Below are 6,849 nucleotides of genomic sequence, written 5' to 3'. Positions count from 1 at the left end.
CGTACGCCCCGGGCCGGCCCCTGGTCTCCTGCACCGCTGCGAAGGGGCAGCGGTTCCCGGACAACGGCGTCGACATGGGCACCGGCTTCGACTGCTTCGACCCGCTCGCGCACACCGACTCACCCCAGGTCACCGGCGTGGCCCGGGACAACCGGCGGCTGCTGCGGCAGCTGATGACCGACGGCGGCTTCGTCAACTACGACCGCGAGTGGTGGCACTACCGCTACCGCGACGAACCCTGGCCGGACACGTACTTCGACCTGCCGGTGGCCCGCTCCTCGGCCGAACCCGTGGGCGGCTGACGCACCCGACCCGGCTGACGCACCCGACCCGGCTGGCGCTCCCGGCCCGGCGTGACGCTCACTTGAAGGCGGCGTGGCCGGTCAGCACCTGTCCGATGATCAGCTGATGCACCTCGGACGTGCCCTCGTAGGTGAGCACGGACTCGAGGTTGGCCGAGTGCCGGATGACCGGGTAGTCGAGGGTGATCCCGGCCGCGCCCAGGATGGCGCGGCACTCGCGGGCGATGGCGATGGCCTCCCGCACGCTGTTGAGCTTGCCCAGGCTGATCTGCCGGTGGTCGAGGGTGCCGGCGTCCTTCAGCGCGCCGATCTGCAACGCCAGCAGCATCCCCTTGCCCAGCTCCAGCCCCATGTCGGCGAGCTTGAGCTGGGTGGCCTGGTACGCGGCGAGCGGCTTGTCGAAGATCTGCCGGCTGCGGGCGTACGCGATCGTCGTCTCCAGGCAGTCGTGGGCCGCGCCCAGCGCCCCGAAGACGATGCCGAAGCGGGCCTCGTTGAGACACGTCAGCGGCCCGGACAGGCCGGTGGCCTCCGGCAGCATCGCGTCGGCGGGCAGCCGCACGTCGTCGAGGACGAGTTCCGAGGTCACCGAGGCGCGCAGGGAGAGCTTGCGGGTGATCTCCGGGGCGGTGAAGCCGGGGGTGCCGGCGGGGACGAGGAAACCGCGTACGCCCTCGTCGGTGCGGGCCCACACCACGGCGACATCCGCGACGGAGCCGTTGGTGATCCACATCTTGGTGCCGTCGAGCACCCAGTCGTCCCCGTCGCGGCGGGCCCGGGTCCGCATGCCGGCCGGGTCGGAGCCGAAGTCCGGTTCGGTCAGGCCGAAGCAGCCGATGGCCTCGCCGGCCGCCATCCGGGGCAGCCACTGCTGCTTCTGCTCCTCGGAGCCGAACCGCCAGATGGCGTACATGGCGAGCGATCCCTGCACCGACACCAGGGAGCGCAGCCCCGAGTCGCCCGCCTCCAGCTCGAAGCAGGCCAGCCCGTACGCGACGGCGGAGGTGCCGGCGCAGCCGTAGCCCCGCAGGTGCATGCCGAGCACGCCGAGTGCACCGAGTTCGCGGGCGAGTTCCCGCACGGGCAGGCGGCCCTGCTCGTACCAGGTGGCGATCTCCGGGCGGACCCGTCGGTCGACGAAGCCGCGCACGGCGGTTTGGAGGTCTCGGGTGTCGTCGTCGATCAGGGCGTCGATGCCGAAGTACGCGAGCGCGGTCGCGGGGGTGGACAGGGTCACGGTTGGTTTCCTCCCGGGCGTGCGGCTGCGTGCCCACGCTACGCGGGCCGGCGACGTCGGGCATGATCGGACGTTCCGGCTCGGAGACGAGCGACCGTCGGACGGCGGGTGTGCCGTCACGCGAGGGGGGGGGAGTGGGTCGTGGCCACCGAACGGATCGGGCCGCCCGTCACCGGGGACGAGCGCGAGATGCTGCGCGCCTTCCTCGACTACCACCGGGCGACCCTCGCGATGAAGTGCGACGGGCTGTCCGACGAGGACCTGCGCCGGCAGTCGATGCCCCCGTCCACGCTGTCGCTGCTCGGTCTGGTCCGGCACATGGCGGAGGTGGAGCGGGCCTGGTTCCGCCGGACCATCGACGGCGAGGACGTGCCGCTGGTCTGGTCGGACTCGGGCGACTTCCAGGTGGCGTACGACGCGAGCGGCGCCACCCGCGCCGAGGCGTTCGACGCCTGGCAGCGGGAGGTCGCGCACTCCCGTCGCATCGAGCGCGAGGCCGAGTCGCTCGACGTGACCGGCCACCACGCCAGATCCGGCGAGGACGTGTCCCTGCGCCTGGTGATGCTGCACCTGATCCACGAGTACGCCCGCCACAACGGCCACGCCGACCTCCTGCGCGAGGGCGTCGACGGCACCGTCGGGGCCTGAGCGCCGGGCCGCCCGGCCACCGGCACCGCTCAGCCGGCACCCGGCGACCGGCCGCCGGGTCAGCCGCCCGTGCGCAGCGGCAACCAGGCCAGCACGTCCTGGATCTTCGCGTCCCAGTACGCCCAGTCGTGCGCGCCGGGGGAGAAGTCCACGGTGAGCGGGACGCCGCGCTCGCGGGCCGCCGTGACGAAGGTCAGGTTGTCCTCGTACAGGAAGTCCTCGGTGCCGCAGGCGACGCGCAGCGCGGGCAGGTCGGCGCCCGTGGTCCTGCCGAGCAGGGCGAGGACATCGTCGTCGCTGCCCGCGACGGTGCGCTCGCCGAAGGCGGTGTGCCAGACGCCGGGGTCGAGGGGCGCGGTCGGATGGTGGCGGCGGGTGGCCACGTCGAGCGCGCCGGAGAGGCTCGCCGCCGCCGCGAACCGGCCCGGGTCGCGCAGCGCCCACTTCAGCGCCCCGTAGCCGCCCATCGAGAGCCCGGCGACGAAGGTGTCCTCCCGACGCGTCGAGAGCCGGAAGAATCCGTGGCACAGCCGGGGCAGCTCGTCGGTGAGGAAGGTCCAGTACCGGTTGCCGTGCTCCTCGTCGCTGTAGAAGCTGCGCCCGACCTGGGGCATCACCACGGCCAGGCCGAGCGGCGCCACGTACCGCTCAATCGAGGTGCGGCGCAGCCAGATCGTGTCGTCGTCGGACAACCCGTGCAGCAGGTAGAGCACGGGCGGGTCGCCCGGCGGGGCGCTACCGGACATGCCGACCTGCGAGGAGGTGTGCTGCGGCAGGATCACGGTCATGGAGGTGCCGAGACCGAGCACCTCGGAGTGGAAGTCGACACGCATCAGGGCCACGGTCGTCGACCGTAGCTGATCCTCACGTCCAGTAGAGGACCCGGCAGGCAGGCAGCCGGGCGGCCAGCTCGCGGTCGAACCAGGTGCGCAGCTCGGCCATCGTGTCGCGCGGGTAGACGTACTTCACGGCGCCGAACCTGCCGTACCTGCGGCTGCGGGCGGACTCGTCCATCTCCAGCCTCGTGCGCGGGTACCAGCCGAGCAGCACCTCCTTGCTGCCCGGGGTGAACCGGTGGGTGATCAGCTCGGCGGTCAGGTCGAGCCCCGGCACCCCGGCGACCGCGCCCGCGACCGCGTCGAGCAGCTCGCCGTAGTGCTCCCGCCAGCCGGGCAGCGGCATGATCGGCGCGACGGTCAACCCCACCGGGTAACCGTCGAGGGCGAGCCGGCGCAGCGCCGCCAGCCGGTGCGGCACCGACGCCGTGCCGCCCTCCATCCGCTCGCTGACCGGGCGGCAGTTGACGCTGAACCGGACCCGGGTGCGCCCGGCGTGCGGCAGCCCCACGAACGTGTCCACGTCGGCGTACTTGGTGGTCCAGCGCAGCTGCACCGGGGCGTCCCAGCCGGCGAAGTGCTCCACCGCCCGGCGCCAGCTGCCGGTGAGGTGCTCCAGGGCCAGCGGGTCCGTGTAGCAGGACGCCTCGAAGGTGGTGCCCTCGGCGGCCCGCTCGGCGCTGCGGCTGGTCACCGTGCCCCGCCCGGCGTAGTCCGCGAGGCCGGCGAGGATGTCGTCCAGGTCGGCGTACACCCGCGTCACCGGTGGCCCCGACAGCGAGCCGGCGAGGTAGCAGTACTGGCAGTGGGCCGGGCAGCCCTCCGCCAGGTCGAAGCGCCAGTCCGCGCTGGGCGCGATGGGTTGCAGCTTCCGGCGCGACGGCGGGCTGACCACGAGCGCCATGGTCGCCTTCGCCCGCGCGTACGTCTCCCGCTCGGTGTCCCCGCGGATGCCGGTGAGCCGGTTGGCGCGCAGCCGCTCGACCTCGATGCCCAGGGCCTCGACGCGCCGGGCCACGCGCCGGCCGTGCGGGTGGTCCAGCGCGGCCGGCGTGGCGACCACCCGGCGCGGCAGCCACCGCCGCGCCGGCCGCGCCGGTGGCGCCAGCCCGGCCAGGTCGCGGGTCGGCACGCACTCGCCGCTGGCGTCGTGCGGCGCGGGCGGTACATCGACGGCCAGCGGCTCGTCGACGTCCACCGGCTCGGCCTCCGGCCTCATCCGCGCCGGTTACCCGTCCCGCGCGCCGACAACCCCGGGGCGGTCAGCCGCGCGCCGGCGCCCCGCCCGGCCCGGGGGCGGCCCCACCGGGTCCCGGCGCCGGCGCCAGGCGGGCGTCGAGGGCGTCGAGGTCGGGGACGAACCACACGTGGCCGGAGCGGTTCGACTCGTGCACGAGGGCGCGCAGGGCCGAACTGGCCGCGAGGTGCGGGCCGATGTCGCCCACGACGACCAGGCGCAGCCGGTAGTTGACGAACTTCTGCATGACCTCGCCGGCGAAGCGGGTGCCGAGGGAGAAGAAGGAGGCGTCCAGCCGGCGCACCGGCACGGCCACCACCTGGGCGCCGAGGAAGGCCGAGCCGATCAGGTCCAGCGCGTCCTGCTCGGTGGTCACCGGCGGGCCGTCCGGGTCGCACACCAGCACCGGCACCCCGGCCCGCTCCTGGATGACGTCAGGCATCGCCGGCCTCCCTGGTGAGCAGGCCGTTGTCGCCGTCGAGCACGGCGTCGACCAGGTGCAGCACCTCGGCGGTGGCCGAGGCTCCGCCCAGGATCACGATCTTCATGCGGTTCCGCTCCTCGTCGTGGACGGTCTGGATGCGCAGCGGGTGCGCGGGGTGGTGGGTGGTGTTCGCCGTGGCCAGGACGAGCGTGGCCAGCCGGTCGGCCGCGGCCCGGTCGACGCCGTCGATCTGCAGGATGCTCGACACCTCCACCGCCGTACCGACGGCGGGACGGGCGGGGGCCGACCGACCGGTCAGCGCGTCGAGGTCGGCGCGGGCGATCCGGTACTGCTTGCCGATCCGCACCGCCCTGAGCCGACCGGCGCGGATGTAGCCCCGGACGGTGCGCACGTGCAGGCCCAGCCGCTCGGCCACCTGCTCCACCGAGTACATTTCCTCACTCATCGTTCCCTACCCTAGTGCAGACAGGGAAGGATGGGGAAGTAGCCGTGACTCGGACGTCGTTCCCGCGGCCCGGTGCGGGTCGTCGGACGGAACGCGAATATCCATTGCGGCCACCGTCGCGGCCCGCCTACCGTCATCGGCGCAAGGTCAACCGGACGACCCAGGGGAGTACGCCGTGTCGCAGCGCACCCGCACCGACGCCGTGTGGCCGACGTCGCGCGGTGCTGCCCCGCTACTCACGGGCACACGATCCTGCGGGCGGCGACGTCCCGAACAGGGGCGGCAACGGGGGTGGCGGCGCGTCTAGCGCCGGCGCGTACGCGCAGCCGCCCACCCCACCGGGGCCGGGCGGCTTTTTCGTCCTCCCGATCGCCGTCCGTCCCCGTCCCGGCCGCGCCCCGGCGACGTCACCCGATCCCTTCCGGTCCCGCCGTGACGGCGGCGACCAGCCCCCGACACGAGGAGACGACGATGAGCTACACCCCGCTCGCGGGCACCCGCGCGCCGGTCCGGGTCTGGACCGACCCGTACGGCATCGAGCCGCAGGCCGCCCAGCAACTGCGCAACATCGGCGCGCTGCCGTGGGTGGAGGGCGTCGCGGTCATGCCCGACGTGCACTTCGGCAAGGGCGCCACGGTCGGCTCGGTCATCGCGATGCGGCAGGCCGTCTCGCCGGCGGCGGTCGGCGTCGACATCGGCTGCGGCATGTCCGCGGTGCGCACCTCGCTGACCGCCGCCGACCTCCCGGACGACCTGGCCGGGCTGCGCTCGGCGATCGAGGCCACGATCCCGGTCGGGTTCAACCAGCGGGAGAAGCCGGTCGACCCGCGCCGGGTCCGGGGCCTGGAGCAGGCCGGCTGGGACGACTTCTGGCGCCGGTTCGCGGGCCTCGACCGGCGGGTGGCGCAGCTGGAGACGCGGGCCCAGCGGCAGCTGGGCACGCTCGGCGGCGGCAACCACTTCATCGAGGTCTGCCTGGAGCAGGGCGGCGCCGACGAGGGACGGGTGTGGCTCATGCTGCACTCCGGCTCGCGCAACATCGGCAAGGAGCTGGCGGAGCGGCACATCGCGGTCGCCCGGCGGCTGCCGCACAACACCGACCTGCCCGACCGCGACCTCGCGGTGTTCCTCGCCGGCACGCCGGAGATGGACGCCTACCGCCGGGACCTGTGGTGGGCGCAGGAGTACGCGCGGCGCAACCGGGCGGTCATGCTCGCCCTGCTCTGCGGAGTGGTGCGGGAGCAGTTCCCGCACGTCGGCTTCGACGAGCCGATCAGCTGCCACCACAACTACGTGGCGGAGGAGAGCTACGACGGCGTCGACGTGCTGGTCACCCGCAAGGGGGCGATCCGGGCCGGTCGGGGGGACCTGGGCATCATCCCGGGATCGATGGGCACCGGCTCGTACGTCGTGCGGGGCAAGGGGAACCCGGACGCGTACTGCTCCGCCTCGCACGGGGCGGGGCGGCGGATGTCGCGGGCGCAGGCGAAGCGCACGTACAGCACCGCCGACCTGGTCGCGCAGACCGCCGGCGTGGAGTGCCGCAAGGACGCCGGCGTGGTCGACGAGATCCCCGGGGCGTACAAGGACATCACCCAGGTGATGGCGCAGCAGGAGGACCTGGTCGAGGTGGTGGCGCACCTCAAGCAGGTGGTGTGCGTGAAGGGATGACCGCCGACCGGCGCCCCGGAGGGGTGGG

General features: G+C 73.7%; 8 protein-coding genes. 3 read left to right on the top strand and 5 right to left on the bottom strand.

From position 1 onward, the window contains the following. A partial coding sequence (locus tag F6X68_RS28940) for a M15 family metallopeptidase (protein ID WP_151457222.1) occupies positions 1-302 on the top strand: 302 nt, incomplete at its 5' end. Positions 303-360: 58 nt separating this feature from the next. Here the strand turns inward: F6X68_RS28940 and F6X68_RS28935 are convergent. Continuing rightward, positions 361-1,497, bottom strand: a complete 1,137-nt coding sequence (locus tag F6X68_RS28935; protein ID WP_370519004.1) for an acyl-CoA dehydrogenase family protein — start codon at positions 1,495-1,497, stop codon at positions 361-363. 183 nt (positions 1,498-1,680) lie between these two features. Between F6X68_RS28935 and F6X68_RS28930 the strand changes: the two genes are divergently transcribed. Further along, entirely contained in the window at positions 1,681-2,187 is a 507-nt protein-coding gene (locus F6X68_RS28930) for a DinB family protein (protein WP_151457220.1), read from the top strand. 59 nt (positions 2,188-2,246) lie between these two features. Here F6X68_RS28930 and F6X68_RS28925 read toward each other — a convergent pair whose 3' ends face one another. Genes F6X68_RS28925 through F6X68_RS28910 form a run of 4 tightly spaced genes read right to left on the bottom strand, consistent with a single transcriptional unit; the run spans position 2,247 to position 5,150 of the window. Further along, complete coding sequence (locus tag F6X68_RS28925; RefSeq protein ID WP_151457219.1) at positions 2,247-3,029, bottom strand: alpha/beta hydrolase family protein; 783 nt, start codon at positions 3,027-3,029, stop codon at positions 2,247-2,249. A 22-nt stretch (positions 3,030-3,051) separates the two neighbouring features. Continuing rightward, the gene (locus tag F6X68_RS28920; protein WP_225852488.1) at positions 3,052-4,242 is read right to left on the bottom strand and encodes a spore photoproduct lyase family protein; all 1,191 of its coding nucleotides are present in this window, start codon (positions 4,240-4,242) and stop codon (positions 3,052-3,054) included. A gap of 43 nt (positions 4,243-4,285) precedes the next feature. Continuing rightward, entirely contained in the window at positions 4,286-4,702 is a 417-nt protein-coding gene (locus F6X68_RS28915) for a DUF4180 domain-containing protein (RefSeq protein WP_151457218.1), read from the bottom strand. Then, positions 4,695-5,150: a helix-turn-helix domain-containing protein gene (locus F6X68_RS28910; protein ID WP_225852487.1), complete on the bottom strand. Its 456-nt coding sequence runs from the start codon at positions 5,148-5,150 to the stop codon at positions 4,695-4,697. Before F6X68_RS28910 ends, F6X68_RS28915 begins: the two co-directional genes overlap by 8 nt. A gap of 471 nt (positions 5,151-5,621) precedes the next feature. On the opposite strand from F6X68_RS28910, the gene F6X68_RS28905 reads away from it, so the two are divergent. Next, positions 5,622-6,821, top strand: a complete 1,200-nt coding sequence (locus F6X68_RS28905; protein WP_151457217.1) for an RtcB family protein — start codon at positions 5,622-5,624, stop codon at positions 6,819-6,821. Positions 6,822-6,849 lie beyond the last annotated feature (28 nt).

Origin of the sequence: Micromonospora sp. AMSO12t (genome assembly GCF_008806585.1) — a bacterium.
Lineage (GTDB): Bacteria > Actinomycetota > Actinomycetes > Mycobacteriales > Micromonosporaceae > Micromonospora > Micromonospora reichwaldensis.
This window is presented reverse-complemented; position numbering and strand designations above follow the sequence as displayed.